The organism is Xanthomonas theicola (assembly GCF_014236795.1).
Lineage (GTDB): Bacteria > Pseudomonadota > Gammaproteobacteria > Xanthomonadales > Xanthomonadaceae > Xanthomonas_A > Xanthomonas_A theicola.
This window is the reverse complement of sequence record NZ_CP049017.1, coordinates 2852717-2878676: the sequence shown is the minus strand read 5'-3', so window position 1 is coordinate 2878676 and position 25960 is coordinate 2852717. Positions and strand designations below refer to the sequence as shown.

General features: G+C 69.5%; 22 protein-coding genes. 3 read left to right on the top strand and 19 right to left on the bottom strand.

Going from position 1 to position 25960, the window contains the following annotated elements:
• Positions 1-69: 69 nt before the first annotated feature.
• The 3 genes from G4Q83_RS13455 to G4Q83_RS13445 form a co-directional block, all read right to left on the bottom strand.
• Positions 70-1875, bottom strand: coding sequence for a DUF885 domain-containing protein (locus tag G4Q83_RS13455; protein WP_128418596.1), 1806 nt, complete (start codon positions 1873-1875; stop codon positions 70-72).
• 198 nt (positions 1876-2073) lie between these two features.
• Positions 2074-2367: a hypothetical protein gene (locus tag G4Q83_RS13450; RefSeq protein ID WP_128418595.1), complete on the bottom strand. Its 294-nt coding sequence runs from the start codon at positions 2365-2367 to the stop codon at positions 2074-2076.
• Between the two features lie 214 nt (positions 2368-2581).
• Positions 2582-3523 (bottom strand): LysR substrate-binding domain-containing protein, encoded by a 942-nt coding sequence (locus G4Q83_RS13445; RefSeq protein ID WP_128418594.1) that lies wholly within the window; start codon positions 3521-3523, stop codon positions 2582-2584.
• A gap of 224 nt (positions 3524-3747) precedes the next feature.
• Here G4Q83_RS13445 and G4Q83_RS13440 point away from each other — a divergent pair, with 224 nt between their 5' ends.
• Together G4Q83_RS13440 and G4Q83_RS13435 are read left to right on the top strand one after the other, a co-directional pair.
• Entirely contained in the window at positions 3748-4677 is a 930-nt protein-coding gene (locus tag G4Q83_RS13440; protein ID WP_128418593.1) for a DMT family transporter, read from the top strand.
• A gap of 147 nt (positions 4678-4824) precedes the next feature.
• Positions 4825-5460 carry a DinB family protein gene (locus tag G4Q83_RS13435; RefSeq protein ID WP_128418592.1) on the top strand — a complete coding sequence of 212 codons (636 nt, stop codon included), beginning with the start codon at positions 4825-4827 and terminating at the stop codon, positions 5458-5460.
• Here the strand turns inward: G4Q83_RS13435 and G4Q83_RS13430 are convergent.
• The 3 genes from G4Q83_RS13430 to G4Q83_RS13420 all read right to left on the bottom strand — a co-directional run bounded on the left by G4Q83_RS13430 (position 5391) and on the right by G4Q83_RS13420 (position 8365).
• The gene (locus tag G4Q83_RS13430) at positions 5391-6293 is read right to left on the bottom strand and encodes a peptidylprolyl isomerase (RefSeq protein WP_128418591.1); all 903 of its coding nucleotides are present in this window, start codon (positions 6291-6293) and stop codon (positions 5391-5393) included. The genes G4Q83_RS13435 and G4Q83_RS13430 overlap by 70 nt on opposite strands.
• A 92-nt stretch (positions 6294-6385) precedes the next feature.
• Positions 6386-7696: a polyhydroxyalkanoate depolymerase gene (locus tag G4Q83_RS13425; RefSeq protein WP_128418590.1), complete on the bottom strand. Its 1311-nt coding sequence runs from the start codon at positions 7694-7696 to the stop codon at positions 6386-6388.
• Between the two features lie 63 nt (positions 7697-7759).
• Positions 7760-8365, bottom strand: a complete 606-nt coding sequence (locus G4Q83_RS13420; protein WP_128418589.1) for a methyltransferase domain-containing protein — start codon at positions 8363-8365, stop codon at positions 7760-7762.
• A gap of 82 nt (positions 8366-8447) precedes the next feature.
• On the opposite strand from G4Q83_RS13420, the gene G4Q83_RS13415 reads away from it, so the two are divergent.
• Positions 8448-8903, top strand: coding sequence for a CopD family protein (locus tag G4Q83_RS13415; protein ID WP_128418588.1), 456 nt, complete (start codon positions 8448-8450; stop codon positions 8901-8903).
• Between the two features lie 115 nt (positions 8904-9018).
• On the opposite strand, the gene G4Q83_RS13410 is transcribed toward G4Q83_RS13415, so the two are convergent.
• From G4Q83_RS13410 to frr, 13 genes are all read right to left on the bottom strand, one after another.
• A complete protein-coding gene (locus tag G4Q83_RS13410; protein WP_128418587.1) occupies positions 9019-9978 on the bottom strand; it encodes an acetyl-CoA carboxylase carboxyltransferase subunit alpha in 960 nt (319 codons plus the stop codon).
• Positions 9979-10146: 168 nt separating this feature from the next.
• Positions 10147-13734: a DNA polymerase III subunit alpha gene (dnaE, locus tag G4Q83_RS13405; protein WP_128418586.1), complete on the bottom strand. Its 3588-nt coding sequence runs from the start codon at positions 13732-13734 to the stop codon at positions 10147-10149.
• A gap of 142 nt (positions 13735-13876) precedes the next feature.
• Complete coding sequence (locus tag G4Q83_RS13400) at positions 13877-14569, bottom strand: ribonuclease HII (protein ID WP_128418585.1); 693 nt, start codon at positions 14567-14569, stop codon at positions 13877-13879.
• Positions 14566-15927, bottom strand: a complete 1362-nt coding sequence (gene lpxB, locus G4Q83_RS13395; protein WP_246432094.1) for a lipid-A-disaccharide synthase — start codon at positions 15925-15927, stop codon at positions 14566-14568. Before lpxB ends, G4Q83_RS13400 begins: the two co-directional genes overlap by 4 nt.
• A complete protein-coding gene (gene lpxA / locus G4Q83_RS13390; protein ID WP_128418584.1) occupies positions 15924-16715 on the bottom strand; it encodes an acyl-ACP--UDP-N-acetylglucosamine O-acyltransferase in 792 nt (263 codons plus the stop codon). The genes lpxB and lpxA overlap by 4 nt, the downstream gene beginning before the upstream one ends.
• Positions 16716-16734: 19 nt before the next feature.
• Positions 16735-17190: a 3-hydroxyacyl-ACP dehydratase FabZ gene (fabZ, locus tag G4Q83_RS13385; RefSeq protein WP_128418583.1), complete on the bottom strand. Its 456-nt coding sequence runs from the start codon at positions 17188-17190 to the stop codon at positions 16735-16737.
• Positions 17187-18209 (bottom strand): UDP-3-O-(3-hydroxymyristoyl)glucosamine N-acyltransferase, encoded by a 1023-nt coding sequence (lpxD, locus tag G4Q83_RS13380; protein ID WP_128418582.1) that lies wholly within the window; start codon positions 18207-18209, stop codon positions 17187-17189. Before lpxD ends, fabZ begins: the two co-directional genes overlap by 4 nt.
• A 242-nt stretch (positions 18210-18451) precedes the next feature.
• Positions 18452-20818, bottom strand: coding sequence for an outer membrane protein assembly factor BamA (gene bamA / locus G4Q83_RS13375; RefSeq protein WP_128418581.1), 2367 nt, complete (start codon positions 20816-20818; stop codon positions 18452-18454).
• A gap of 86 nt (positions 20819-20904) precedes the next feature.
• A complete protein-coding gene (rseP, locus tag G4Q83_RS13370; protein ID WP_128418580.1) occupies positions 20905-22263 on the bottom strand; it encodes an RIP metalloprotease RseP in 1359 nt (452 codons plus the stop codon).
• A gap of 26 nt (positions 22264-22289) precedes the next feature.
• Positions 22290-23495 (bottom strand): 1-deoxy-D-xylulose-5-phosphate reductoisomerase, encoded by a 1206-nt coding sequence (gene dxr / locus G4Q83_RS13365; RefSeq protein ID WP_128418618.1) that lies wholly within the window; start codon positions 23493-23495, stop codon positions 22290-22292.
• Positions 23496-23587: 92 nt separating this feature from the next.
• Positions 23588-24412, bottom strand: a complete 825-nt coding sequence (locus G4Q83_RS13360; protein ID WP_128418579.1) for a phosphatidate cytidylyltransferase — start codon at positions 24410-24412, stop codon at positions 23588-23590.
• Complete coding sequence (gene uppS, locus G4Q83_RS13355; protein WP_128418578.1) at positions 24409-25149, bottom strand: polyprenyl diphosphate synthase; 741 nt, start codon at positions 25147-25149, stop codon at positions 24409-24411. The genes G4Q83_RS13360 and uppS overlap by 4 nt, the downstream gene beginning before the upstream one ends.
• A 39-nt stretch (positions 25150-25188) precedes the next feature.
• Positions 25189-25746 (bottom strand): ribosome recycling factor, encoded by a 558-nt coding sequence (gene frr, locus G4Q83_RS13350; protein ID WP_128418577.1) that lies wholly within the window; start codon positions 25744-25746, stop codon positions 25189-25191.
• Positions 25747-25960 lie beyond the last annotated feature (214 nt).

Sequence of the window (25960 nt, the reverse complement as noted above, 5' to 3'; positions counted from 1 at the left end):
CGGGTTTTCCAGGGGCTCGGCAGCGTCCGCTTCCATGCCGGCGGCGGCGGTCCGCCGCCGGCTGGCCGGTTACCGAATCGGCTCGTCCAGCATCAGCTCGCGCACGAACCGCACCGGCGGCGCGCCGTAGGACAGCACCTGGTCGTGGTAGGTCTTCAGGTCGAACTTGTCGCCGAGCTTGGCCTGCACCGCCTTGCGCAGATCCAGGTGTTCCTGCACGCCGACGAAGTAGGTCGGCAGCTGCGCCGAGGTCAGCTGCGCGCGCACCCACTTGCCTTCGGCCTCGCTCTGCTGCTGGAAGGTGTCGTGCACCATCAGCTGCAGCGCCTGCTGCTTGCTCCAGTGGTCCACGTGCACGCCCTGGTCGAGCAGCGCGTTGGCGACGCTGCGCAGGTAGAACTTCAGCTGCACCAGGTGGAACAGCGGATCGTGGTCCAGGTAGCCCTGTTCCTGCATCATGCGCTCGGTGTACACCGCCCAGCCCTCGGCGAATACGCCAGAGCGCAGCACGCCGCGCAGCGTCGAGGGGAACTTGGCCGAATGCCAGCCTTCCACGTAGTGGCCGGGCACGCCTTCGTGGATGCTCAGCAGGTGGATCATGCGCCCGTTGTACTCGCGCAGGAACGATTCGGCCTGCTGCGCGCTCCAGTCGTCGGGAATCGGCGACACCGCGTAGAAGGTCTTCAGGTGCTTGTCCAGCGGGCCGGGCGAGTCGCAGTAGGCCACCGATACGCCGCGCTGGAATTCGGGCATCAGGATGATGTCCACCGGCGCATCGGGCAGGGTCAGCAGGTTCCTGGCGCGGACGAATGCGGTGGAGGACGCCAGCGAGGCCTTGGCCTCGTCGATCACCTTGTCGCGCGCCGGGTGCTGCGCGTACGCCAGCTCCAGCGCCGCCTCGATCGCGGCCTGCTGCTGCGCCTGGCTCGGCGCATCGGCCAGCGCCGGCGCGTGCGGCGCGTCCTTCAGCACGCTGCGGGCGATGCCGTACATCTGCTCGCGCACGCGCTTGAGTTCGGCCTCGGCGCGCTGCTTGATCTCGGCGCGCGACAGCGAGGAATTCAGCGCGAACGTCAGTTTCTGGTCGTACTTCTCCGCGCCGATGCGGAAGTCGCCCTTGGCGTTGGGCACCAGGGTCTGGTCCAGCCAGGCCTGCTGTTCGGCCACCGCTTGCTTCAGCCCATCGATCGCCGCCTGCAGGCGCTGCGCGTCGGCGTCCGGCAGTTCCTTGACGTGCGGGACGATGAAGGTGTCGACGATGCTGAGGATGCCCTGGTTCTGCTTGGCCACGGTCTGCGCGTTGATCAGCGGCACTCGCGCCGGGTCCAGGTTCGCGCGTGCTTGCGCGAACAGGGCCGGGATCTTCTCCATGCGCGCGGTGGCGGACGTCAGCCGCTCCGGCAGCGGCGCGAATTCGCGCGCCATCAGCCCGTAGATCGCGCCGCCGGCCAGGCCGTTGTAGACCTGCGGATCCCAGGCCCAGTTCTGCGACACTTCGCTGCTCCAGATGTCCGACTGCAGCTGGTTGCGCAGCAGCGCCGCATCCACCTGGTTCTCACGCGAGAGCTTGGTCACCTGGAGCTTGTCCAGGTCGGCCAGCAGCTGCTTGCTCGCGTCCAGGCTGTTCTGCCGGCCGGCGGCGCTGAGGTCGTCCAGTTCGCGGTCGTAGCGGTGGTCGCCGGCCTGGGTGGCGGCGACCGGGGACGACCGCATCCAGGTGTCCACGGCACGCGTGGACAGCGCGGCGAAGGCGCTGTCGGCGGCCGCATCGGCGGCGCCGGCGGCAGCCCCGGGCGTGGCGCTCGGGGCGTCGGCGGGCCTCTGGCAGCCAGTGAGGGCCGTGAGCAGGGCGGCGGCGAGCAGGTGCGTGCGCATCGGGGTTCCTGTTGTGGAGGGATCGCCAAGCATAGGTGGCGGCGCCAGCGCATGCACCTGCCGTGGGTCGCGATCTGCCGGCAGGTGTGGCTTGGTGGCCGGTCGCGGGCGACGCCCGGGCGCGCCGCGACCAGCCAGGCAACCGAGCCGGTGCGGCGGCGCCGCTCGCGCGCCCCGCAGACGCTGGACGCAGGCGTCCTAGCCTTCGTCCTGTTCGAACTCCACGATCACTTCCAGGTCGAAGGCCAGCGCCTCCACCGCCTCGCGCACCTTCTGCGCGGTGGCCGCGTTGCCGGCTTCGATCTCGACTTCGTGGGTGCCCGGACCCTGGTCGTCGGGCAGTCCGGCGGAACTGGAATCGTCGTCGTCCATATGGCTCATCAGGTCGTCGATTTCCTCGACGTGCTCAATGCCTTCCAGGCTGCCGAGCAGATTGATGATGGCGCGGGCGTCGTCCTCGCCGCCGGTGATGCGGATGCGGAGCAGGGGCATGGGCCTTCCTCTGGGTGGAAAGCCCCAGGCTAGGCAGGCGGCGGCTAAGGCGAGGTGACGAATCCTGGGCTGTGCGCGCTCGGGCGGCACCAGCACCATGCACCGGCCGGCCGATGCTGGCGCGCGGAGCAGCGACGTCCGATCGCGGCCGCTGGCGGCGGCATGCCCGGTCGCGACTGAAGCCGCTTCTATGCGAGCCGCCCTGGCCTGGCCGCTAGTCTGCGCGGGGCGGCAGCCCGAGCAGTTCCGCAGGCAGTGCCGGCAGCGGCGTGCGTTCGTCCAGCGCTTCGCGCTTGAGCCAGTCGATGAACTGGCTGGCCGCCGGGCTGGGCAGGCGGTGGCCGGGATGCACGATGTAGTAGGAATAGCGCGCCTTCAGTGCCGGGCCGGGCAGGCGCACCAGTTCGTAGCGCTGCAGATACGGCTGGGCGATGTGCTTGCGCGCCAGCACCGCGCCGACGCCATAGACCGCCGCGCGCATCGCGTCGGTGCTGTCGTTGAACGTGTGCATCGGCGGCAGCCGCACGCCGCGCACCGCGGCGGCGCGAAACCAGTCGCGCCAGCCCTGCGGCGACATGTCGCTGAGCAACGGCAACTGCGCGATCTGCTCGGGATGGCGCAGCGCGGCCAGTTGCGGCAGCGCCGGCGATGCCACCGGGAACAGTGCGTCGTCCATCAGATGGTGCGAGGTCAGCCCGGGCCACGCGCCCTGGCCGTAGCGGATGCCCAGATCCGGCCCGCCTTCCTCGAAGCGCGAGAACGCGGCGTCGGTCTGGAGATCCAGGCGCACGTGCGGATGCGCCTGGCAGAAGCGCGGCAGCCGCGGCAGCAGCCAGCAATAGGACAGCGACCGCAGCGTGGTGATGCGCAGCGGCGCGGTATCGGCCTGCGGATGCAGGTTGCCGGCCACGGCCGCGATATCGGCCAATGCCGCGCTGGCCGCGTCGGCCAGCTGCCGGCCCTCGGCGGTGAGCTTGACCCCGCGCGCATGGCGCTGGAACAGCGTGGCGCCGAGCAGCGCCTCCAGCTTGCGCACATGGTGGCTGACCGCGCTGGCGGTGAGGTGCAGCTCCACCGCCGCGTGGGCGAAGTTCTGGTGGCGCGCCGCGACGGCGAACACGCCGAGCGCGGGCAGCAGGGCAGGGCGCAGTTGCATCGCCAGGCACGCGGCAGATTTGTGGCTCGCGACGATATCACACGCTTGTGGACATTGCTGTGGCGGGAGATCCTGGCAGCCATGCGCAGGATAGGCGGCCGGCCCGGCGCCGGCGAGGCCGGCCCGGTGCATCCGGCAATCGCCGCGCCATGCCGGCGCAAGCGGCGCGCGTCGCCGACGTCGGCACGACGACGCAACCGCCACGACCACCGCAACCCGCCACGATGAACACAGGAGACAGCACGGTGAATGCAGCCGACCCCGCGTCCGCCGATCCGGCCGACGCCCCTCCGGCGCCGCTGGTGCGCGACTGGCGCACCCCGCTGGAACTGCTGTTGCTCGGTATCGTCTGGGGCTGCTCGTTCCTGTTCATGCGCGTAGCCGCGCCGCAATTCGGCGCCTATGCGCTGGTGGAACTGCGTCTGGCGCTGGGCGCGGCGGTGCTGTTGCCGTTCCTGTGGCTGGCGCGTGCGCGCTTCCCGCTGCGGCGCTGGCCGGCGCTGGTGGCGATCGGCGTGCTCAATTCGGCGCTGCCGTTTTTGCTGTTCGCCTGGGGCGCGCAACATGCGCCGGCCGCGATCGGCGCGATCTGCAATGCGATGACGGTGCTGTTCACCGCGTTGGTCGCGTTCCTGTTCTTCGGCGAGCGGATCGGTGCGCGGCGCGCGGTCGCGCTGTTGGTCGGCTTCGTCGGCGTGCTGGTGCTGGCCACCGGCACGTCGGCCGGGCTGAGCGTGGGGCCGGCCGCGTTCGCCGGCGCCACCGCCTCGCTGCTGTATGGCATCGGCTACAACCTGGTGGAGCGGCACATGGGCGATCTGCCGCCGGCGGCGTCGGCCGCCTCCACCCTGGGCTGCAGCGCGCTGCTGCTGGCGCCGCTGGCGTGGACGCACTGGCCGGCCGCGCCGGTGCCGGCACGCGCCTGGGCTTGCGCCGGCGCGCTGGGCGTGGTCTGCACCGGCCTGGCGTTCCTGATGTACTACCGGCTCATCCAGCGCATCGGCCCGGCGCGCGCGTCGACGGTGACCTACCTGGTTCCGGTGTTCGGCGCGCTGCTGGCCTGGTCGATCTTGGGCGAGCCGCTGACCTGGAGCATGCTGGTGGCCGGTGCGCTGATCCTGGGCAGCGTCGCCTTCAGCCAGCGCGCGCGCTAGGGCGTGGCATTGCCCGCTGTACCGCGCTTGCGCGTGCATGTGGCGAGCGTGCGCGAGGAGGGGGACACTAGTCCACGTCCGAGCGATGACGCGCCCGGTTCGGGAATCGACGACAAGGCCTAAAGGACCACGGCAACGACTTCCTCCCTGCTCGCATCGCAGTTCGCCTTCAAGGCCTGGGCCAACGCCGAGCCGCTGCAGGCGCTGGCGCAGATCGAGGCGGCGGCGTATCCGGCGCAACGGCAGCGCGCGATGCGGCTGTTGAACCACACCTACGTGGTGGACCGGATCTTTGCCGCGCATCTGGACGGCGGGGCGCATGCGTTCGCCGCCAGCAACACGCCGGAGACGCCGGCGCTGGAGGCATTGCACGCGGCCGTTGCCCAGTCCGACCGGTGGTATGCCGAGTACATCGCCCGGCTCGACGCGACCGCACTGCAGCAGTCGCTGGCGTTCCGCTTCACCGACGGCGATGCCGGCAGCATGACCTGCGAGGAAATGCTGTTCCACGTGCTCGCGCACGGCGCTTATCACCGCGGCAACATCGCCATGCTGCTGAGCGAATGCGCGGTGGAGCAGCCGCGCGAACTGTTCACCCGCTTCCTGCACGCGCGCGAACCCGAACGCCGCGGCGCGGCGCGGCGCCTGCCTAGGCGCCTGGCGCAGCGCCGACGCGGTGCACGACGCCGCCTGCCGGCGAACGCGACGGCGAACTACTGCGGCGGCGTGCGCACCGGCAGCGGCACGTTGCACAGGTCGATGTGCCCGGCCGGGCGCTTGTAGAAATCGTCCCGGCGGTTGCGCCGCGCTTCGGCCACGTCGCGGAACGTCTGGGTGTCGGTACGCAGCAGTTGCAGCGGGGTGCGCTCGGCTTCGGGCACGTCGCTGGCGAGCGCGATCGCGCGGATCGGCGTGCGCTGTTCGGGCTTGGCGTAGAAGCCCATCGGGTCCGGCCCGCGCGGGATCACGCTGAGCAGTTCCATGCCCTTGACCACGCGCCCGACCACGGTGATGTTGCGGTCCAGCTGCCGCGGCGACTGCCCGGTGACCACGTACAGTTCGGCGCCGATGCTGCTGTCCTCGGCGTTGTTGCGGCCGGCGCCGAGGGTGCCATAGCAGTGCGCCAGCCACGCCTTGCCGTCCTTGGGGTCGCGCGCGGCCGGGAAGCCGTCGACGAAGCCCACCTGCGGCGCCCAGCCGTCGCTGTCGGGCAGCGCCTGGAACGCCAGGCCCTTGGCGGCGCGCTGGAATTCGGCGGGCAGGTGGCGCTTGGCCGAGCCCAGCGGCCTGGCCTTGCCCGGCTCCTCGCCGTCGGCATCGCCGAACTGCACCACGAAGTTGTCCTGCGAGCGGTAGATGCTCAGGCCGTCCCAGAAGTGCTCGTGGGCCAGGGTGCGGATGTTGCCGACATGCTCCGGCGCGAACGCCGGCGCCAGTTCGATGACCACGCGGCCAGTGTCCAGGTCCAGGTACAGCGTGTTGGCCGGATCCAGCGTGCGCCAGTCGCTGGGCTTGGACGCGTCCAGGATCTGCTGCGGGCTGCGATATGGCGCGGCCGGGGCGGCCGCGGTGGCGGACAGCAGTGCGAGGGCGAGCAGGGCGGGGCGCGGGGACATGGGGGCAGCCAGCAGGACGGTGACCGATTCTTGCCCAGGCAGCGGCGTCTGCCAATGGCCGCCGCGTGGGGCGGCGGCACGCCGCACCCCGCTCAACCGGCCTTGCGGCTGCCGCGGCGCTTGAGCGGGGTGACGTTGCCGCCCGGCGCGCGCGCGGCGGCGGACGCGTTGGCGGCGATGAACCCGCGCACCTGCGGATAGACGATGTCGCGCCAGCGGCGGCCGCTGAAGATGCCGTAGTGGCCGGCGCCTTCCACTTCCAGGTGCTGCCGGCGGTGCGCGGCGATGCCGGTGCACAGGTCGTGCGCGGCGGCGGTCTGGCCCAGCCCGGAGATGTCGTCCAGCTCGCCTTCGATGCTGAGCAGCGCGGTGTCGCGGATCGCCGCCGGGTCCACGCGCTCGCCGCCGATCACCCACTCCCCGCGCGGCAGCAGGAATTCCTGGAACACCACCCGGATGGTGTGCAGGTAGTAGGTCGCCGGCATGTCCAGCACCGCGTTGTATTCGTCGTAGAAGCGGCGATGCGCCTCGACGTCCTGCAGGTCGCCCTTGACCAGGTTGGCGTAGAAATCCCAGTGCGACATGAAGTGCCGGCTGGGGTTCATCGCCAGGAACCCGGTGTGCTGCAGGAAGCCCGGGTACACCGCGCGGCCATGGCCCGGATATGCCTGCGGCACGGTGTGGATGACGTTGCGCTCGAACCAGGACAGCGGATTGCGCGTGGCCAGGTCGTTGACTTCGGTCGGGTTGCGGCGCGCGTCGATCGGCCCGCCCATCATCACCAGCGAGCGCGGCGTGGTCTCGCCGCGGCCGGCCATCAGCGACACCGCGGCCAGCACCGGCACGGTCGGCTGGCACACGCTGATCACGTGCAGCGTGTCGGCGCCGATGTGGCGGATGAACTCCTGCACGTAGTTGACGTAGTCGTCCAGGCCGAAGTCGCCGTCGCGCTGCGGCACCATGCGCGCGTCGATCCAATCGGTGACGTAGACCTTGTGGTCGCGCAGCAGGGTGCGCACGGTATCGCGCAGCAGCGTGGCGTGGTGGCCGGACAGCGGCGCCACCACCAGCACCGCCGGCTGCCGCTTGAGCGCGGCCACCACCTTGGCGTCGTCGCTGAAGCGCTTGAAGCGCAGCAGGCGGCAGAACGGCTTGCGCAGCACTTCCTGCTCAACGATCGGCAACGGATGGCCGTCGACCTCGACGTGGTCCAGCGCCCAGGCCGGCTTCTCGTAGTCCTTGCCGAGCCGATGCAGCAGTTCGTTGCCGGCGGCCAGGCGCTCGGCGCCGGGCAGCGTGGCCCACAGACTATTGGCGTCGGAGAAGATCTTGGCGTTGGCCGCGGCCTGGTGGACCCAGGGAGCGAGCAGGTTGCGGGTCAGTTCGTGCCACTGGTAGAGCATGCCGGTGTTTCCATCCTGCGCGTATGCTGCCGTGCAGCATAGCCTATCCGGTGTGGTTGCACCTTAATGGGGCGCCAGACCGATCGTCTCCAGTGCCGCCACATCCCGCGCCAGCGCTGGCGACAGCCAGCAATGACTGCCCACCGGGCGCAGCCCCAGTACACCAAACTGGCGCCGATACCAGCGCGCCGCACGCGGCTGGAAGCCGGCGTGGTCGCCGTCGAACGCGTCCTCGGCGGCGAAGGTCTCCAGGAAGGCGACCCCGCCGCACAGCTCGGCCAGGCCCGGCAGGCCCTGGCGCAATTGGCGGCTGGGCACGTAATGCAGCACGTCCGAACACACCAGCAGGTCCACCGGCGCGCACGGCCGCAGCCAGGCGAAATCGCCGAACCGCGCCGGATGCAGGTTGCGATGGCGGCCATAGCGCGCCACCGCGTAGTCGCTGCTGTCGAAGCCCAGGTAGCTCAGTTTCGGCCGCAGCTTGAGCAGCGGGGCGCGCCAGGCGCCTTCGCCGCAGCCGATGTCGAGCACGTTGCGGACCGGCCGTTCCAGGTAGTACTCGGCCTGGGCGACGGCGAGCGCGACCTTGCGCGCCAGACGCGCGGCGTCGCCGATGCCGTCGCGGCGATACCAGCGTTGGAAATAGGCGGCGTCGTACTGTTTGTCCATGCGGGTTGGGTGATCCGTGCGGGCGCGATGCGAATCGGCGAAAATGGCGTGACATCCTACGCCAGCGACCCGGAGCCAGCGCATGCAACTCTATCTGTGGATCAAGTCCCTGCACCTGTTGTTCGTGGTCGCATGGATGGCGGCGGTGTTCTACCTGCCGCGGATCCTGGTCAACGTCGCCGAGAGCGCGGGGCAGCCGGAGGTGCAGGTGCGGCTGCTGCTGATGGGGCGGCGCCTGTACCGTTTCGGCCACATGATGTTCGGCCTGGCGCTGCTGCTGGGGCTGACGCTGTGGCTGGGCTACAAGGTCCTGCCCGACTTCCCGACCATGGTCGCGCCCGGCCACAGCGGCTGGCTGCACGCCAAGCTGGGCCTGGTGGCGTTGATGCTGGTCTATTACGTGTTCAGCGGGCGCTGGCTCAAGGGCGTGGCGCAGGCGCGCGCGCTGCCGTCCTCGCGCGCGCTGCGCCTGTTCAACGAACTGCCGGTGGTGGCGCTGCTGCTGGTGATCTGGCTGGTGCTGGCGAAGCCGTTTTGACGGGACTCGGGACTCGGGGCATTCCGGGTTGGCCGATCCGGTCATGGCGTGCCCGAGCAGCTAGGGCGAAAGCGGTGCGGCTTGGGGGTGTGTCAACGCTCGCCTGTCGTTGCGATCAGGCCGCTTCGTACGCCCCGTAGCCGCGCAGGCGCTCGTAGCGCTTCTGCAGCAGTTGCGCGATCGGCAGCCGGTCCAGCGCGTCCAGTTCGTTGAGCAGCACCGCCTTCAGGCGCCTGGCCATCTGCGTGGGGTTGCGGTGCGCGCCGCCGATCGGCTCGCGCACCACCTTGTCGACCAGGCCCAGCGCGGACAGGCGCTGGGCGGTCAGGCCGAGCTGCTCGGCGGCGTCCTTGGCCTTGCCGGCGTCCTTCCACAGGATCGAGGCGCAGCCTTCCGGCGAGATCACCGAGTAGGTGCCGTACTCCAGCATCAAGGTGCGGTCGCCGACGCCGATCGCCAGCGCGCCGCCGGAGCCGCCTTCGCCGATCACGGTGCAGATCACCGGCACTTTCAGTTCGGCCATCTCCAGCAGGTTGCGCGCGATCGCCTCGCTCTGGCCGCGCTCTTCGGCGCCGATGCCGGGGTAGGCGCCGGGGGTGTCGATGAAGGTCAGCAGCGGCAGCTTGAAGCGCTCGGCCAGCTTCATCAGCCGCAGCGCCTTGCGGTAGCCCTCCGGGCGCGGCATGCCGAAGTTGCGCGCGACCTTGCTCTTGGTGTCGCGGCCCTTCTGGTGGCCGATGATGACCACCGGACGCCCGTCGATGCGGCCGAGGCCGCCGACGATGGCCTTGTCGTCGGCGAAGGCGCGGTCGCCGGCCAGCTCCTGGAACTCGTCGCAGAACACGTCGATGTAGTCCAGCGTGTACGGGCGCTGCGGATGCCGCGCCAGTTGCGAGATCTGCCACGACGACAGGTCTCGGAAGATCTGCGCGGTGCGCACCCGCAGCTTGTCCCGCAGGGCCCGCACTTCGGTGTCGACATTGACTGCCGGGCCGGTGCTGGCGTTGCGCAGTTCCTGGATCTTGGCTTCCAGATCGGCGATGGGTTGCTCGAAGTCGAGGTAGTTCGGGTTCATTGGACGCCGTCGTGAACGTAAGGGGTGGAGTTTAGCCGAACCGATGCGGTTGGCCCGTGGGGGGAGTGAAGCTCGGGACTGGGGACTGGGGACTGGGGACCCGGAAAATCGAAAGCAACGGCCTTTAGCCCTTCCGGGTCCCCAGTCCCCGGTCCCCAGTCCCGGCTCCTACGCCCACGGCGGGCTGTATTTCACCTTCACCGCGCACACGCCCGGATCGGCGCGCAGGGTGTCCAGCAGCTGTGGGTCCACGCGCACCGAATGGCTGCCGTTGAGGTCGAGCATGCCGGCCACGGCGCCTTGTTCGGACTGCAGCAGCAGGTCCAGGCGCAGCGGCGTCTTGCCGGGGCGGTGGCGCGCCAGCAGCGCGTCGATGCGCGGCCAGGTGCTGCGCTGGCGCAGGTCCAGGCGCAGCGACAGGCGCTGCGCGTGGTGGGTGCAGATCTGTTCGTAGTCCCAGCACTGGCGGATGCGCAGCGCATAGCCGCCGTTGAATTCGTCCTCGCGCACGCCGCCCTTGACGATCAGGATGCGGTCGCGGGTGAGCAGGTGGCCGAACTCGGCGATGGCGTCGGTGAACGCGCTGCACTCGACCCGGCCGCGGCCGTCCTCGAGCTGCACGAACACCTGGCTGTCGCCCTTGCGCCGCACCCCGACCACCTGGCCGGCGAGGATCGCGCTGGTTTCCGGGCGCCAGGCGCGTTTTTCGCCGTCGCCGCCACCGCCGCGTCCGCCGCCGGATTGCGCGCAGATCTTTTCCAGCGCGCTCAGGTCGCAGCCGACCAGTTCGCGCACTTCCTCGCGGAAGGGATCGAACGGATGGCCGCTGAGATAGAAGCCCAGCGTCTCGCGCTCGCCGGTCAGCAACTGGCCCAGCGGCCATTCCTTGCTTTCCGACAGATCCAGGTGCAGCGCCGGGGCGCTGGCGTCGGCGCCGCCGAACAGCGAGTTCTGCCCGGAGGCGCGCTCGCGCGCCATCTGCTCGGTGGCCTTCATCACCTCCGGCAGCTGCAGCATCAGTGTGGCGCGGTTGCTGCCCAGCCCGTCCATCGCGCCGGCGTTGATCAGCGCTTCCAGGGTGCGCTTGTTGAGCTTGGCCGATTCCACACGCGTGCAGAAATCCAGCAGCGAGGCGTAGTCGCCGCCGCGCTCGCGCTCGGCCACGATCGCCTCGCACGCGCCGCGGCCCACACCCTTGATTGCGCCCAGGCCGTACTGGATGGTGTCCGCGGTGGCCGCGGCGAACATGTACGCCGAGGCGTTGAGCCGCGGCGGCAGCACGCTCAGGCCGAGATTGCGCACCTCGTCGAGGAAGCCGACCACCTTGTCGGTATTGTCCATGTCCGAGGACAGGGTGGCGGCCATGAACTCGGCCGGGTAGTGCCGTTTCAGCCACGCGGTCTGGTAGCTGACCAGCGCGTAGGCGGCGGCGTGCGACTTGTTGAAGCCGTAGCCGGCGAACTTCTCCATCAGGTCGAAGATTTCGTCGGCCTTGGCCTGGCCGACGCCGCCCTTGGCCGCACCCTCGCGGAAGATCTCGCGATGCTTGGCCATCTCCGCCGGCACCTTCTTGCCCATCGCGCGGCGCAGCAGGTCGGCGCCGCCCAGCGAGTAGGCGCCGACGATCTGCGCCATCTGCATCACCTGTTCCTGGTACACCATGATGCCGTAGGTGTCTTTCAGGATCGCCTCGGTGCGCGGATCGGGGTAGACGATCTCCTGCTGGCCGTGCTTGCGCGCGTTGAAGTCCGGGATCAGGTCCATCGGGCCGGGGCGGTACAGCGACACCAGCGCGATCAGGTCCTCGAAGCGGTCGGGCTTGGCGTCCTTCAGCAGCCGGCGCATGCCCGAGGATTCGAACTGGAACACCGCCCCGGTGTTGCCCGAGGCGAAGATGCCCTTGTAGGTGGGTGCGTCGTCGAGCGGGATCGCGGCGATGTCCACCGGCGGGACGCCGGCGCGCGCATGGCGCGCGTTGATCGCCTTCACCGCCCAGTCGATGATGGTCAGCGTGCGCAGGCCGAGGAAGTCGAACTTGACCAGGCCGACCTGCTCGACGTCGTCCTTGTCGAACTGGGTGACCGGATTCCTGCCCAGGTGGTCGACGTCGTGTTCGGCGAACAGCGGGCAGAAGTCGGACAGCGGCGTCGGCGCGATCACCACGCCGCCGGCGTGCTTGCCGGCGTTGCGGGTCAGGTCCTCCAGCTGCCGCGCCAGGTCCATCAGGTCGCGCACGTCGTCCTCGGCCTGGTAGCGCTGGATCAGCTCCGGCGAGGCCATCTCGCTGTCCTTGCCTTCGCCCATCGCGTCCTTCAGGGTGATGCCGAGGACGTTCGGGATCAGCTTGGCCACGCCGTCGACCAGGCCATACGGGAAGCCGAGCACGCGGCCGCAGTCGCGCACCACGGCCTTGGCCGCCATGGTGCCGTAGGTGATGATCTGGCTGACCCGGTCGCGCCCGTACTTGCGCGCGACGTAGTCGATGACCTCGTCGCGGCGGTCCATGCAGAAGTCGATGTCGAAGTCGGGCATCGACACGCGTTCGGGATTGAGGAAGCGCTCGAACAGCAGGTTGTACGGCAGCGGGTCCAGGTCGGTGATCTGCAGCGCCCACGCCACCAGCGAGCCGGCGCCGGAGCCGCGGCCCGGGCCGATCGGGATGCCCTGCGCCTTGCCCCACTGGATGAAGTCGGCCACGATCAGGAAGTAGCCGGGGAAGCCCATCTCGATGATGGTGTCCAGCTCGAACTCGAGCCGGTCGACGTAGTCCTGGCGGGTCTTGCCCGGCGCCAGCGGGTTCTTCTCCAGGCGCGCGGCCAGGCCGTCGCGCGACTGGCTGCGGATCCAGCTGTCCAGCGTCTCGTCGTCGGGCACCGGATAGGCGGGCAGGAAGTAGCTGCCCAATTGCATCTGGAGATTGCAGCGCTGCGCCAGCGCCAGCGTGTTGGCGATCGCGTCGGGGATGTCGGCGAACAGCGCGGCCATTTCCTCGGACGACTTCAGGTATTGCTGGTCGCTGTAGTCGCGCGGGCGCTTGGGATCGTCGAGCACGCGGCCGGAGGAAATGCACACGCGCGCCTCGTGCGCGGCGAAGTCGCTGGCGTACAGGAAGCGCACGTCGTTGCTGGCCACCACCGGCAGCCCGCGCATGCCCGCGGCGTGCAGCGCGAACCGGTTGAACGCGTCCTCGCCGTCGCGGCCGGTGCGGGTCAGCTCCAGGTGCAGGCCGTCGCCGAAGATGCGCTGCCAGTCGGCCAGTTGCTGCTCGGCCAGGTCGTGGCGGCCTTCGCCGGCCAGGCGCCCGGCCAGGCTGTCGCGTCCGGCCAGGGCGAATAGGTTGTCGCTGCCGGCCTGCAGCCACTCCGGCCGGATCGCCACGCCGCCTTCGTTGCGATGGCCCTCCAGCCAGGCACGGGTCAGCAGCCGCGACAGGCTCAGGTAGCCGTCGCGGTCGCGGCACAGCACGGTGAGCCGCCACGGCGCCTGGGTGCCGTCGGCGATCAGCAGGTCGGCGCCGGCGATCGGCTTGATGCCCACGCCCTCGGCCGCCTTGTAGAACTTGACCAAGGCGAACAGGTTGTTCAGGTCGGTGACCGCGAGCGCGGGCAAGCCGAGCTCGACCGCGCGGCTGAGCAGGTTGGCCTGCTTGGCTTTCTTCGGGTCCGCCTGATCCGGCTTCTCGGGCACGCGGATGGTGGAGTCCGCCAGCGAGAACTCGGTGTGGACGTGCAGATGAGCGAAGCGGGAAGTGGACATGCGGAACCAGAGCGATGCCCGGGCAGGGTAGCGGCGGGGACGGGGGCGGGCAAGGCTTGACAAGCCGGGACTCGGAACCGGAACCCCGGGCCCCGGCGGGCTGCGTGCGCGGGAGCCTGTGCGCGTTGCCTGCGGGCGGAAACTATGCGATCTGCCGCTGTTCCGGGTCCCGAGTCCCGACTCCCGAGTCCCGGCTCTGCAACGCACTGCGCACGGGCGCGAAGCTGCGCCGATGCTGCGGGCACGGACCATGCGCGGCCAGGGCGGCCAGGTGCGCGGGGGTGGCATAGCCCTTGTGCAGGTCGAAGCCGTAGTGCGGGTGCTGGTCGTGCAGGCGCTGCATGATGCGGTCGCGGGTGACCTTGGCCACGATCGAGGCGGCCATGATCGCGCGGTCCAGGCCGTCGCCGCCGACCAGCGCCTCGGCGGTGCAGGGCAGGCCCTTTGGCACGCGGTTGCCGTCGATGCGCGCGAACCCGGCCACGTGCGCCACGCCCTCGACCGCGCGGCGCATGCCCAGCATGGTGGCCTGGTAGATGTTCAGCCGGTCGATCTCCTCGGCCTCGATCAGCACCACCTGCCAGGCCAGCGCGCGCTCGAGGATGCGCGCGTACAGGATCTCGCGCCGTGCCGCGGTCAGCCGCTTGGAGTCGTCCAGGCCGTTGATGCGGGTCCGCGCCGGGTCGAACACCACCGCCGCCACCGCGACCGGCCCGGCCAGCGGCCCGCGCCCGGCTTCGTCGACGCCGGCGTAGAGCCGACGGGACGCGGGACCCGGGACCCGGGACTCGGAAAGCAGGCGTTGCTGCGGCGATGCGTGATCGGGATGCTTCATGCTGTTGCGTCTTCCGAGTCCCGAGTCCCGCGTCCCGCGTCCCGAGTCCCCAGCAATTCCGCCACCGCATCGGCCGCACGCGCCGAGGCGTCCTGGCGCAGCAGCCGGTGCAGGCGTTCGTATTCTGGTTGCAGCGCGGCCAGCGCCTGCGGATCGCGCAGCCAGTGCAGCAGCGCGGCGGCGAGCGCGTCGGGGGTGCAGGCGTCCTGCATCAGTTCCGGCGCCAGGTCGCGGCCGGCGAGGATGTTGGGCAGCGCGTAGCGGTCGACCTTCAGCAGGCCCAGCGCCTTGACGATGCGGTAGGTCAGCGGTGCGACCTTGTAGCCGACCACCATCGGCCGCTTCACCAGCATCGCCTCCAGCGTCGCGGTGCCGGAGGCCAGCAGCACCACGTCGGCGGCGAGCAACGCGGTGCGGGCCTGGCCGTCGAGCAGGTGCGAATACACCACCGGCAACGCCGAGCGCGACAGCTGCGCGGCGAGCAGCGCCTTGCACGCGGGGTTGGCCGCCGGTACCACCACGTGCGCGCCCGGCATCTGCTGCAGCACCTGCCAGGCGGCGGCGAAGAAGGTGTCGCCGAGCCGGCCGATCTCGCCCAGGCGGCTGCCCGGCAGCACCGCCAGCACGGTCGCGGCGGACGGCAGGCCGAGTTCGGCGCGCGCCGCCTCGCGGTCGCCGTGCAGCGCGACCGCGTCGGCCATCGGGTGGCCGACGAAGCGCGCATCCACGCCGTGCCTGGCGTAGATCGGCGGCTCCATCGGGAACAGGCACAGCACCCGGTCGGCGCTGGCGCCGATCTTGGCCGCGCGCCGCTCGCGCCAGGCCCAGACCGAGGGACTCACGTAGTGCACGGTGCGGATGCCGCGCCGCTTGAGCCAGCGCTCCACGCCGAGATTGAAGTCGGGCGCGTCGATGCCGACGAACACGTCCGGGCGCCAGTCCAGTAGGCGCTCGCGCAGCGCGCGGCGCAGTTTCAGCAGGCGCGGCAGGTGGCGCAGCACTTCCATCAGCCCCATCACCGCCAGCTCGCTGGCGTCGAACCAGGTCTGGCAGCCGGCAGTGCGCATCGCGTCGCCGCCGATGCCGCCGAACTCGGCCTGCGGATAGCGCGCGCGCAGCGCTTCGATCAGGCCGGCGCCGAGCTGGTCGCCGGAGGCTTCGCCGGCGACCAGGGCGATGCGCAGCTTTGCTGCGGGGGAACTGGGGACTGGGGACTGGGGACTCGAGGTTCGGGACTCGGGACCGGAGACTCGGGACCCGGGGAGTTCGTTGTCTTGCGCTCCGGTCTGCGAGCTGCACGATGCATTGCCGTTCCGGGTCCCGAGTCCCTGGTCCCGAGTCCCGGTTCCACTGTTCATCGCAACAACGGCCGCTCGCCGGCTTCGATGAATTCCAGCATCGCGCGTACGTCCTCGCTGCGTTCGGCCAGCACCGCGAGCTGCTGCTTGGCCTCGGCCAGCGGCACGCCGGCCACGTACAGCGCGCGGTAGGCGCGCTTGATCGCGGCCACGCGCTCGCTGTCGAAGCCGCGGCGCTTGAGGCCTTCGCTGTTGATGCCGCGCGGGCGGCCCAGCGAGTTGCCGCCGACCATCGTGAACGGCGGCACGTCGCCGTTGATCAGCGCGCCCATGCCGAGGAAGGCGTGGGCGCCGATGCGGCAGAACTGGTGCGCGCCGGCGAAGCCGCTGACGATCACGTGGTCGCCGACCTCGACGTGCCCGGCCAGCGTGGTGTTGTTGGAGAACACGCAGTGGTCGCCGACCACGCAGTCGTGGGCCACGTGGGTATAGGCCAGGAACCAGTTGTCGCTGCCGATCCGGGTGATGCCGCCACCGCTGCCGGTGCCGCGGCTGACGGTGACGAACTCGCGGATCACGTTGCGGTCGCCCATCACCAGCTCGGTGCGCTCGCCGGCGAATTTCTTGTCCTGCGGATCGCCGCCGAGCGCGGCGTGGCCGAGCAGGCGGTTGTCGCGGCCGATCCGGGTCGGGCCGACGATGCTGCAATGCGGGCCGATCACGCTGCCGCTGCCGATTTCCACGTCGGCCTCGATCAGAGTGAAGGCGCCGACGCGCACGTCCGCAGCCAGCGTCGCCGACGGGTCGATCACCGCGGTGGGATGGATCGGAGGAACGTTGTCGCTCATTGCAGGTCTCCTGCGCGGATCATTCGCGGGTGCCGGCGCACAGCACTTCGGCGCAGGCGACGACCTTGCCGTCGACCTTGGCTTGGCCGTAGTACACGGCCATGTTGCGGATCACCCGCTTGATCTCCACGTGCAGCTCCAGCACGTCGCCGGGCACGACCTGCTTGCTGAAGCGGGCGTTCTCGACCTTGACCATGTAGAACAGCTTGGATTGCGCGTCGCGGCCCAGGGTGAGCTGGGTCAGCACGCCGCCGGCCTGGGCGAGCGCCTCGATGATCAGCACGCCGGGCATGATCGGCTGGCTCGGGAAGTGGCCCTGGAAGAACGGTTCGTTGATGCTGACGTTCTTGTGCGCCACGATCCTGCGGTTCTCGAAGTCGAGCGAAACCACCTTGTCCACCAGCAGGAAAGGGTAGCGATGCGGGATCAACGCCTGGATATGGTGGATGTCCGGCAGGTTCTGGTCGTGGCTCATGGCGTCTCCTTGCTGACAGCCAGGATGCGACGGGCCAGGGCATCGAGCTGCTTGAAGCGCGCGGCGTTCTTGCGCCACGTGCGGTTGTCGGTCAATGGAGTGCCGGACGAGTACTCGCCCGGCTCGTGAATGGAGTTGCGCACCACCGACTTGCCGGTGACGACCACCTTGTCGCAGATCTCCAGGTGGCCGACCACGCCCACCGCGCCGCCGAGCATGCAGTAGCGGCCGATCCTGGCGCTGCCGGCGATGCCGGTGCAGCCGGCGATGGCGCTGTGCGCGCCGATGTGCACGTTGTGCGCGACTTGCACCAGGTTGTCCAGGCGCACGTCCTCCTCGAGCGTGGTGTCCTCCAGCGCGCCGCGGTCGACGCAGGCGTTGGCGCCGATCTCGCAATCGTCGCCGATCGCCACGCCGCCGAGCTGCGGCACCTTGATCCAATGGCCGGCGTCCATTGCCAGACCGAAGCCGTCGGCGCCGAGCACCGCGCCGGGATGGATGCGCACCCGCGCACCCAGGCGCACGCGGGCGACCAGGGTGACGCGGGCGATCAGCTCGCAGCCGGCGCCGACCCGGCAGTCGTCGCCGATCACGCAGCCCGGGCCGATCACGCAGCCGTCGCCGATCACACTGCGCGCGCCGATGCTGACGAAGGCGCCGATGTGCGCGCCGGCGGCGATCTGCGCGCTGGGGTCGATGCTGGCGCTGGGATGGATGCCGGGCGGGCGCGCCGGCGCCACGTCGAACAGCGCGGCGATCTTGGCGAAGGCGAGGTACGGATCGCGGGCGATCAGCGCGGTGCCGGGCGCCGCCTCCGCGTCGTCGGCGCGCAGCACCACGATCGCGGCGGCGCTGTCGGCCAACTGCGCGCGATAGCGCGGATTGGCCAGGAAGCTCAGTTGCCCGGGCCCGGCATGCGCCAGCGTGGCCACCCCGTGCACGGCGACGGCGCCGTCGCCATGCACCTGCAGCCCGAAGCGTTCGGCGATCTCGTGTGCGGTATAGGAAAGAGTATTCACGCCGGGATTCTACCGTGTGCCATCGGCACGGTCATGCGTAAGGCCACATAGGGCCCGCGCTACGCAGTCTTGCAGCGTTAGTCTCGAGCAAGTTGCGATCAGCCGGCTGGATGAAAGCCCCCTTTTGTTAAAGGGGGCGCGCCGAAGGCGCGGGGATTAGGCAAGCCAAGCCCCGGCCAGGTTTTCGCTCAGCGAAAACCTGGGCTGCCAGGGCAACGCCCTGGCAGCGGGCGGGCAGTTCTTTAGAACTGCCCGCCAAAGGTGAACTGCAGGCGCTCGATCTCGTCGTTGTCCTGCTTCTTCAACGGGAGCGCGTAGCTGATCGAGATCGGACCGACCGGCGCGCGCCACAGCAGTGCGACACCGGTGGAGGCACGCAGGTCGTTGGTCTTGTAGGCGTCGATGCCGTTGAACACGTTGCCGACGTCGACGAACGCGGAGATGCGCGCCGACGGGCTGTCGAACAGCTTCGGGAAATACATTTCCATCGAGCCCACGGTCTTGAACGAGCCGCCCAGCGGCTGCCCGCGGCTGTACGAAGCGGTGGCCTCCGAGCGCGGACCGAGGGTGTTGTCCTGGAAGCCGCGCACCGAGTTGGTGCCGCCGGCGTAGAAGTTCTCGTAGAACGGCAGGCCCGAGGCGGTGACCGTGCGGGTGGTGCCGTTGGCATTGGTGATGGTGCGGGTGACGTCGCTGCCGTAGCTGTCGCCGTAGCCGAATTCGGCGCGGGTGTTGAGCACCAGCGACGGGATGATCGTCCAGTACTTGGAGATCTGGTAGTTCAGCTTGTAGTACTCGACGGTGGAGCCGGGCAGGGTGGCTTCCAGGCCGACGCGCTGATACAGGCCGCGGGTCGGCATGAAGTAGTCGTTGCGGGTGTCGCGCGCCCAGCCAAGCTCGCTGCGCCAGGCGTGGAAGGTGCGCTGGCCGATCGCGTCGATGTAGTCGATGATCGCCTTCGGAGTGAAGTTCTCGTAGGTGGTGATCTGGTTGCTGTCGATGCCGAACATCAACGACACGGTGTCGTTCTCGGTGATCGGCACGCCGAAGATCGCCTGCGCCGCGCCGTTCTTGCTGTTGTACTGTGCGGTGCCGAAATCGGAATAGTCCAGCTTGCGGTACGAGATGTTGTAGCCCAGCGATACGCCGTCGTCGGTGAAGAACGGATTGGTGTAGGAGAACGCGTAGCGCTCCTGGTAGCTGCTGCGCGAGGCGTCCACCGCGACGCGGTTGCCGCCGCCGAGGAAATTGTTCTGCGACAGCTGGATCGAGGTGGTCACGCCGTAGGTCTGCGAATAGCCCAGGCCGAAGGTGAAGCTGCCCGAGGTGGTCTCCTTGACGCTGTAGACCACGTCGACCTTGTCGTTGCTGCCCGGCACCAGCGTCGTCTCCACGTCCACCGACTCGAAGTAGCCCAGCCGCTGCAGGCGGATCTTGGAACGGTCGATCGCCGCCTGCGAGTACCAGCTGTTCTCGAACTGGCGCATCTCGCGGCGCAGCACTTCGTCGGAAGTCCGGGTGTTGCCACGGAACACGATGCGGCGCACCGCCACGCGTGGACCCGGCACCACCTGCAGGTTGATCGCAACGGTGCGCTTCTCGCGGTCGGTGGTGGGGATCGGATTGACCTTGGCGAAGGCGTAGCCGATGTTGCTGAGCGTGTTGGTGATCGCGTCGGAGCTGAACTCCAGCAGCGCGCGCGAGAAGGTGTCGCCCGGTTTCGGGATCACCAGCTTCTCCACCTCTTCCTGCGGCAGCACGGTGTCGCCGGTGACCTTGATGTCGGAGATCTTGTACTGCTCGCCTTCGGTGATGCCGGCGGTCAGGTACATGTCGCGCTTGTTGGGGCTGATCGCCACCTGGGTGGAATCGACGCTGAAATCGACATAGCCGCGGTCCAGATACCAGGAGTTGAGCTTTTCCAGGTCGCCGGACAGCTTTTCCTTGGAATACTGGTCGTCGCGGCGGTACCACGACAGCCAGTTGTGCTCGCGCGACTCCCAGTTCTCCAGGATGTCCTTGTTGGCGAATTTCTCGGTGCCGACCAGGTTGACGTGCTGGATCTTGGCGGCCTTGCCTTCCTTGATCGCGATCGCCACGTCGACCCGGTTGCGGTCCAGCGGACTCACCGTCGGGGTGATCTCGACGTTGTACTTGCCGCGGTTGTTGTACTGCCGGGTCAGTTCCTGGGTCACCCGGTCCAGGCTCAACCGGTCGAAGGTGCCGCCCTCGGTCAGGCCGATGTCGGACAGGCCCTTGAGCAGCTCTTCGCTCTTGATGTCCTTGTTGCCGGTGACGGTCAGCTTGTTGATCGCCGGGCGCTCCTTGACCGTGACCACCAGGATGCTGCCCTGGCGATCGACCTGCACGTCCTCGAAGAAGCCGGTGCGGTACAGCGCGCGGATCGCCTCGCCGACCTTGGCGTCGTCGACCGTGTCGCCGCGTTCCACCGGCAGGTAGGTGAACACGGTGCCGGAGGAGATGCGTTGCAGCCCGTCGATGCGGATGTCGCTGGCGGTGAAGGGCTCCGCCGCCTGGGCCAGGGCCGGCAGGCTGAGGCCGGCGGCGAGGGCGAGGGCTAGCAGGCGGCGAGTGGGAAATCTCGTCATGTCACGTCCGGTAGAGGTCGATATCGTTGTTGCATGGGCGCCGGCGCAAGACGACGACAGCGGGAGCGAGCGGGTCAGCATCGGGTTCATCGCAGGACCTGGCCGAAGATGTCGTTGTAGAACGCCAACCCCATCAGCCCGGCCAGCATCGCCAGGCCGACGAACTGCCCCGCCGCCATGGCACGCTCGCTCAGCGGGCTGCCCTTGACCAACTCGATAAGGTAATACAGCAAGTGCCCGCCGTCCAAGATCGGAATCGGCAGCAGGTTCATGATCGCCAGGCTCAGCGACAGCAGCGCCAGGAAATTCAGGAACCAGTCCGGGCCCTGCTTGGCCGACACATTGGCGACCTTGGCGATGGTGATCGGCCCGGACACGTTCTTGATCGAGGCCTGGCCGGTCAGCATGCGGCGGATGAGCCCCAGCGTATCCCCGGTCAGCCGGCCGGTCTCGCGCAGCGCGGCCGAGATCGCCGCCAGCGGGCCGTACTGCAGCCTGGCGTCGAATGCCGGCCGCCCCTGCGCGGCCAGGTCGATGCCCAGCGCCAAGCCGTGCAGGCGCGGGTCGGTGCTGGGCTTGAGGCGCACCTCCAGCGCCAACCGCTCGTCGTTGCGCTCGACCTCGATCAGGCCGCTGCCACCGTTTTTGCCCAGGGCCTGCACCCGCGGCGCGACCTGGTCGGCGCTGGCGACGGGAGCGCCGTTCACCGCCACGATGCGGTCGCCGGGGCGAAGCAGGCCATCGGCGGCCGAGCCCGGGGTCACCCCGCTGACGATCGCCGGCTGCAGGGTGAAGCGCCAGGTGAGGCCGGCCAGGCGCGGGACCTGCTGCTCGTCGAAGCCGTCCGCCAGCTGCGACAGGCGCAGCGTATGCACGCGGGTGGCGCCGTCCTGCGTGTCCTCGGTCTGCACGCGCACGTCGGTGCGGTCCATCGCCGCGACGGTCAGCTGCATGCTGGCGTCGCTCCAACTGGAAACCTCGCGCTCGCCGATGCGGGTGATGCGCTCGCCCGGCTGCAACCCGGCCTGCAGCGCCAGGCCTTCGGCGCGGCCGACCACCGCGGCGTAGTCCTGCTTGCCGATCACGAACATCGCCCACAGCAGCGCCACGCACAGCACCAGGTTGGCGATCGGGCCGGCGGCGACGATGGCGATGCGCTGCCATACGGTCTTGTTATTGAAGGCCTGCCCGCGCTCGGCCGCGGACACCTCGCCCTCGCGCTCGTCGAGCATCTTCACGTAGCCGCCGAGCGGGATCGCGGCGATCGCGAACTCGGTGCCATGGCGGTCGCGGCGCGACCACAGCGGCTTGCCGAAGCCCACCGAGAAGCGCAGCACCTTGACCCCGCAGCGGCGCGCGACCCAGAAGTGGCCGAACTCGTGGAAGGTCACCAACACGCCCAGGCTGACGATCAGCCACCAGACGGACCCGATGAAATCACCCATGCGCGTGGCTCATAGGGGCGTGCGAATCAAGCATGGGCGGGCAGGCGGGCAATGGCGAGTTCGGTGATCTTGCGCGATTGCGCGTCCGCCGCGAGCAGTGCGTCCAGGGAGTCGGCCGCGCCCGCAGACAGCACGGTCAGGGCGTTCTCGACCAGCGCAGGAATCGATAGGAAACCGATACGGCCCTGAAGAAAGGCTGAAACGGCGGTTTCGTTGGCCGCGTTCAGGATCGCCGGCGCGCTGCCGCCGGCCTGCATCGCGCGCCAAGCCAGACCGAGACAGGGGAACGCATCCAGGTCCGCAGGCTCGAATTCCAGGCGGCCATGGGCCAGCAGGTCCAGCCCGGCGACGCCGGACTCGATCCGCTCCGGCCAGCCCAGGCCCACCGCCAGCGTGGTGCGCATGTCCGGCAACCCCATCTGTGCCAAGGTGGAACCGTCGATGAACTCCACCAACGAATGCACTAGGCTCTGTGGATGCACCAGCACCTCGATGCGCGAAGGCGGCAGCGCGAACAGATGATGCGCCTCGATCACTTCCAGGCCCTTGTTCATCAAGGTGGCCGAGTCGACCGAGATCTTCGGGCCCATCGACCATTTCGGATGCGCCACCGCCTGCGCCGGGGTCGCCGCCTGCAGGCGCGCGCGGTCCCAGCCGCGGAACGGGCCGCCGGAGGCGGTCAGCAGCACCCGCCGCACCTCGGCGCCGGCCTGGCGCGAGCGCAGGCACTGGAAGATCGCGCTGTGTTCGCTGTCGATCGGGATGATCTCGGCGCCGGCGATGGCGGCCGCGGTGGTGATCAGTTCGCCGGCCAGCACCAGCGACTCCTTGTTGGCCAGCAGCAGGCGCTTGCCGGCACGCGCTGCGGCCAGGGTCGAGGCCAGGCCGGCGGCGCCGACGATGGCGGCGACCACGCTGTCGCAGGCGTCGCTGGCCACCAGCTGCTCCAGCGCCGCGGCGCCGGCATGCGCCTGCGTGCGCAGCCCGGCGGCGCGCAGGCCGTCGCGCAGCGCCCCATACAGGGCCGGGTCGGCGATCACCGCGTGCGCCGGCCGGTGCGCCGCGCACAGCGCCAGCAGCCCGGCCAGGTTGCCGCCGGCGGCCAGCACGCCGGCGCACAGCCGTTGCCGGTGGCGCGCGATCACGTCCAGCGCGGAGGCGCCGATCGAGCCGGTGGCGCCGAGCACCGCAACCCTGCGGGCCGCGCTTGGGCACGCACAGGCCGGCGCCATCACTCGATCGCTCATCGACATAAGTTCCCTCGCTCTTCCTTGCCCCGCGCGCGCAAGCGCGGCGGGGCCCAACCCAATAGCGTTCACAGGCCCTAGAACCCGAAGATGTCCTTGCCCAGCGCGAAGATCGGCAAGGCCGCCAGCACGCCGTCGATGCGGTCGAGCACGCCGCCGTGGCCGGGAATCACGTTGCCCGAGTCCTTGGCCCCGACGTGGCGCTTGAGCAGGCTCTCGAACAGATCCCCGACCACCGAAGCCAGCACGCTGACCGCGGCCACCAGCAACAGGCCGGGCAGCTGCGGCAGTGCGACCCCGGCCAGCCAGCCGAAGCCGGCGGCGCAGATCAGCCCGGCCAGCAGCCCGCCGATCAGGCCCTCGACGGTCTTGTTGGGGCTGATCCGCGGCGCCAGCTTGTGCCTGCCGAACCGGCGGCCGGCGAAATAGGCGCCGGAATCGGCCGCCCAGATCGCGACCAGCGCGGTCAGCAGCCAGCGGTGGCCGTTCGGCTCGCTGGCATGGATCATGCCCAGCGCGGACCAGGCCGGCACGATCGCCAGGGTGCCGGCGGCCAGCTTGAACACCCGCGCATAGGTGGCGTGGTCGGAGCCGAACCGGAAGAAGCGCAGCCACAGCAAGGCCACGCACCACCAGCCGGCGCCGATCAGGGTGGTCAGCTGGAACAGCACCAGCGAACCGGCCGAGGCCCACACCAGCAGCACCATCAGCAGCAGGTTCAGCATCAGCAGGATGGTGCGCGGCAGGGTGTCGTCGACCTCGGCCAGTTTCAGCCATTCCCACAGGCCGACCAGGAAGATCAGCGCGGTCAGCGCCGCCAGCCACTGGGTCGGCAGCAGCAGAATGGCGCAAATGGCCAGCGGGGCCATGATCAGCGCGGCGATGACGCGGGTACGGGTCATGCGGATGTGCTCTCCGTGGCCGGGTTGGCGACCTGCGCGCTGGTCAGGCCGAAACGCCGCTCGCGGCGGGCGTAGTCGTCCAAGGCTTGTTGCAGCACCTCGGCGCCGAATTCGGGCCAGAGCGTCTCGGTGAACCACAGTTCGGTATAGGCCAGCTGCCACAGCAGGAAATTGCTGATGCGCACGTCGCCGCCGGTGCGGATGAACAGGTCGGGCTCCGGCAGGTCGGCCAGCGCTATGCGCGCGGCCAGCGCCGCTTCGTCGACCTGCTCCGGGCGCAGGCGCCCGGCGGCCACCTCTTCGGCCAGCGCGCGTGCAGCCTGGGCGATGTCCTGGCGGCCGCCGTAGCTGACCGCGATCGACAGGTGCAAGGCCCGGTTGTCGCGGGTGGCGGCCTCGGCCTGGGTCATGCGCTCGTGCAGCGACGCGTCAAAGCGCGCGCGGTCGCCGATGAAGCGCACGCGCACGCCGCGCCGCTGCAGTTCCTCGACCTCGCGGTCCAGCGCTTGCAGGAACAGATTCATCAGCGCGTCGACTTCTTCCTGCGGCCGGCTCCAATTCTCGCTGGAGAAGGCGAACAGGGTCAGCGCCTGGATGCCGCGCGCCAGGCAGAAGTCGACGGTGCGGTTGACGGCGCGCGCACCGGCGCGGTGGCCGATCACGCGTGGCCGGCGGCGGCGCTGCGCCCAGCGACCGTTGCCATCCATGATGATGGCGATGTGGCGGGGCAGGGACATGGAGTCGGGGTCGGAAGGCATAGCCGTGACGGTGTAGGCTCAGACCGCCATCAGTTCCTGTTCCTTGCTCTTGACCACATCGTCGACGTCCTTGATCGCCTTGTCGGTCAGCTTCTGGATGTCTTCCTCGCTGGCGCGGGCCTCGTCCTCGGTGACCTTCTTGTCCTTCAGCAGATCCTTGACCTGCTGGTTGGCGTCGCGGCGAATGTTGCGGATCGCGACCTTGCTGTCCTCGCCTTCGCCGTGCACGACCTTGGACAGCTCGCGGCGGCGTTCCTCGGTCAGGGCGGGCAGGTTGAGGCGGATGGTGGTGCCGGCGGTGTTCGGGGTCAGGCCCAGGTCCGAGGCCAGGATCGCCTTTTCCACCGCGCCGACCATCTGCTTTTCCCACGGGCTGATGGTCAGCGAGCGGGCGTCGGCCACGGCGACGCTGGCGACCTGGCTCAGCGGCATTTCCGAACCGTAGTAGTTGATCTTCAGGTGCTCGACCAGTGCGGTCGAGGCACGGCCGGTCCGCACCTTGATGAGCGTATGGCGCAGCGCGTCGATGCTCTTGGCCATGCGGGTCTGTGCGTCTTGTTTGATTTCGTTGAGCATCGCCGATGTCCGTGCTGAATCTGAATCGGGCGATTATAGCCGGGACCGGGGACTCCCGGGACTCGGGACTCGGGACTCGGGACTCGGGACTCGGGACTCGGGACTCGGGACTCGGGACTCGAAGAGCATTGCGCACCGCAGCAGCAGTACAGGCGCCAAGCTTGCTTGACTCGGTCAGACTAGGGCGACCTGACTTGCTGAGCGGGTTGTGTTC

Coding starts and splice junctions, on each gene's coding strand:
- G4Q83_RS13430 (WP_128418591.1), bottom strand. CDS start 6,293: ATGTCCCCGCGCCCCGCCCTGCTCGCCCTCGCACTGCTGTCCGCCACC.
- lpxA (WP_128418584.1), bottom strand. CDS start 16,715: ATGAGCGACAACGTTCCTCCGATCCATCCCACCGCGGTGATCGACCCG.
- fabZ (WP_128418583.1), bottom strand. CDS start 17,190: ATGAGCCACGACCAGAACCTGCCGGACATCCACCATATCCAGGCGTTG.
- G4Q83_RS13455 (WP_128418596.1), bottom strand. CDS start 1,875: ATGCGCACGCACCTGCTCGCCGCCGCCCTGCTCACGGCCCTCACTGGC.
- G4Q83_RS13445 (WP_128418594.1), bottom strand. CDS start 3,523: ATGCAACTGCGCCCTGCCCTGCTGCCCGCGCTCGGCGTGTTCGCCGTC.
- frr (WP_128418577.1), bottom strand. CDS start 25,746: ATGCTCAACGAAATCAAACAAGACGCACAGACCCGCATGGCCAAGAGC.
- G4Q83_RS13410 (WP_128418587.1), bottom strand. CDS start 9,978: ATGAACCCGAACTACCTCGACTTCGAGCAACCCATCGCCGATCTGGAA.
- G4Q83_RS13440 (WP_128418593.1), top strand. CDS start 3,748: ATGAACACAGGAGACAGCACGGTGAATGCAGCCGACCCCGCGTCCGCC.
- G4Q83_RS13415 (WP_128418588.1), top strand. CDS start 8,448: ATGCAACTCTATCTGTGGATCAAGTCCCTGCACCTGTTGTTCGTGGTC.
- G4Q83_RS13420 (WP_128418589.1), bottom strand. CDS start 8,365: ATGGACAAACAGTACGACGCCGCCTATTTCCAACGCTGGTATCGCCGC.
- G4Q83_RS13360 (WP_128418579.1), bottom strand. CDS start 24,412: ATGACCCGTACCCGCGTCATCGCCGCGCTGATCATGGCCCCGCTGGCC.
- rseP (WP_128418580.1), bottom strand. CDS start 22,263: ATGGGTGATTTCATCGGGTCCGTCTGGTGGCTGATCGTCAGCCTGGGC.
- dxr (WP_128418618.1), bottom strand. CDS start 23,495: ATGGCGCCGGCCTGTGCGTGCCCAAGCGCGGCCCGCAGGGTTGCGGTG.
- dnaE (WP_128418586.1), bottom strand. CDS start 13,734: ATGTCCACTTCCCGCTTCGCTCATCTGCACGTCCACACCGAGTTCTCG.
- uppS (WP_128418578.1), bottom strand. CDS start 25,149: ATGTCCCTGCCCCGCCACATCGCCATCATCATGGATGGCAACGGTCGC.
- G4Q83_RS13425 (WP_128418590.1), bottom strand. CDS start 7,696: ATGCTCTACCAGTGGCACGAACTGACCCGCAACCTGCTCGCTCCCTGG.
- G4Q83_RS13450 (WP_128418595.1), bottom strand. CDS start 2,367: ATGCCCCTGCTCCGCATCCGCATCACCGGCGGCGAGGACGACGCCCGC.
- G4Q83_RS13400 (WP_128418585.1), bottom strand. CDS start 14,569: ATGAAGCATCCCGATCACGCATCGCCGCAGCAACGCCTGCTTTCCGAG.
- bamA (WP_128418581.1), bottom strand. CDS start 20,818: ATGACGAGATTTCCCACTCGCCGCCTGCTAGCCCTCGCCCTCGCCGCC.
- lpxB (WP_246432094.1), bottom strand. CDS start 15,927: ATGAACAGTGGAACCGGGACTCGGGACCAGGGACTCGGGACCCGGAAC.